This is a genomic window from Burkholderia sp. E168m23 (genome assembly GCF_016586125.1).
Taxonomy (GTDB): Bacteria; Pseudomonadota; Gammaproteobacteria; order Burkholderiales; family Burkholderiaceae; genus Burkholderia; species Burkholderia orbicola.
Genome location: NZ_BCPP01001070.1, coordinates 1 through 2,253, shown reverse-complemented (window position 1 = coordinate 2,253; position 2,253 = coordinate 1). Strand labels below are relative to the sequence as shown.

Genomic DNA, 2,253 nt, shown 5'->3' with positions numbered 1-2,253 from the left:
CCTCGACGAATTTCGTATAACTTCGTATAATGTATGCTATACGAAGTTATTACGGAATCTGACCATAAGCGGTGGCGATTTTCGTCCCAATTTCCCGCCGCGCGTGCGCAAGCCGTGGGTCGAGCAGAAGGATCTGAGCGAGGATATGGCGGCGTAGTGCCATGCGTGATGGCTGCTTGTTTCGCGGGGCTTTCCGGTCAGGGGATGCGTGCAATGTTGCACTATCGGCGCAACGGGCATGGGCGGAGATATGGCGGCCCGCATTCACTAGAAAGGAATGCGAGGCCTGACGAGTCAGGCGAGTTGTATCTTTGCCCGGTCAGGCTCTCTTCAGCAAGCGTTTGACCGCACGCAGTGGTGATGTTATCCGCCAGCTTTTCGACGTCAAGATTTCGATCTGTGATCTACGTAAATCATCGAGTTCTGCGCTGGCGGTCGTCATTTTCGATTCCGTGTCGGCGAGCGCCGCATGGGTCAAGCGCAGTTGCGCCGCGAGTTCTTCCTGTCTGTTAAACGCATCGTCACGCTCGCTGTGGGCGCTTTGCAGTGCTTGGGACCATGCTTGCTGCTGCTGCTCCAATGCGTGAATTGTTTCGTTAAGCGAAGCAATTGTTGCATGCAATGTGTCGGTTGCGCGCTGGTGATCGTGAAGTGCAGCGTCGCTTGCTTTCTCGGACGCTTGTGCCTGGTGGAACTGCCGGTCGAGCTGCCATTCATATCTTAAAAGTGGCGAGATGTCGTCAAGATAAGTGCGCGCGTCTCTGGCGGCAGAGGACAGCAACGTGTTGTCGGCCGGAAGTCTGCATCGTACCGATTCATCGAGTGCGGCGAAAAGCGCCTTGACCTGGCGAGGCGCGGAGTGAAGCAGATTGAGGTCTTCCGCAGCAAATCTGGTGTGCCTGAGGTCGCCGTCGATGAATTCACGGGCGAATGTTGCAGCCTCGGACTCGATTAGCTGCAATCCCAGTTCGGATGAGATTCTCGTCAATTCCGCTTGGGGTGCATCCAGCAGCGCATCATAGCTCATGAGTGTCCGCGTGCTGCCGAAGCTCATCTCGAGTGCGGAAAGAGTGTGAGCGAGCCAAAGGATGTGCGATTTTTCTTCGGCAAATTGGTCGCGCTCCAGGAGCGAGCGTGCAACGCTGATTGGATTGCGAATGGCAATGACGTATACGACGCGGATTTGCAAGCCAGCGAGGACGGGTTGCCAGAACCAAGACAGGCGGGCAATGCGCGGATCCTTGAGCGCAAAAGTCTTGCCACCGCATTTTGCGCGAATCATGGCCGCGGCTTTGACACGGAGCTCGTCGAGTCGGTGCATATCGATCGCGTTCGAGTCGATCGGTGCCATGGTGTCCCAGTCGAAGCCGGCGGCGTGCATGACATCGATGTTGATCTGGTTGACGTCGATATCTTCGAAAAATCCCTTGTCGTTGTTTCCCGCTGCCGCAGGCATGAGTCTCGAGCCGAGATTGGCGCCGAGCGTTTCCATCGCGCGCGTGAGAACGCTTGTTCCGCTACGGTGCATGCCCAAGACCACGATCAAGGTCGGAGTCACGGACGAGGAGTTGAGCATAGAGTGAAACGGACCTATCTATTGAGGGGGGCGTTGCGTTGTCGCTTCCGTAACTGGTGCCGTGGTTCGATGTCGGCAAGGCTGTGCTCAGGCGGCTCTGATGAGCTCCGCGCGGGCATTCCAGGCACAGTTGCACGGTATCCAATGGCTGGCATGTTGAGCCGTGGGTACATTCTAAGCAGACACGGAATGCAGGTACGACTTGAGTACGGTAATTTCAGGGCAAGCCGTTACCATGTGTTACCTGCGAGCAGCATTGACTCGTCGAAGGCCGAATCGTTCCGGCTGGTCAAAACTGCCTAGCTTAGTGTACGGAGAGGGCATAGTATGCGGTCGAGGTGCCGGCTTGTCGTAGTCGAAGCGGCGCTTAAAATGGGGACTGATTTAATGATTGCTGCCGGGCACGCAGGCGTTAAAATATCGGGTCGACCCCGCATTTCAAACGAAAAGCGGGCTTGTACGATTCAGTAACCGTATGAGTGCGTGATTTCATGCATCGGCAGTTGTCCAACCAGCGCTTCGTCATGCAGGCGCGCAGTCGAACCACGGATGAATGTAATAAGCGTGCCCCCCAGCGATGTCGATGGTTTGTCAATCTCCATCGTCGTTTATCACCCCGATACCGTTCAACTTGAGCAGACGCTGGCCAGTCTGGTCGCGGCGCGTGACCGCCTGCG

Annotated in this window: 1 protein-coding gene; it reads right to left on the bottom strand. The window is 56.2% G+C overall.

Annotation, left to right across the window (positions count from 1 at the left end; genetic code table 11):
* Positions 1-319: 319 nt before the first annotated feature.
* Positions 320-1,546: a sulfotransferase family protein gene (locus JMF90_RS34125; RefSeq protein WP_201326075.1), complete on the bottom strand. Its 1,227-nt coding sequence runs from the start codon at positions 1,544-1,546 to the stop codon at positions 320-322.
* Positions 1,547-2,253: the final 707 nt, after the last annotated feature.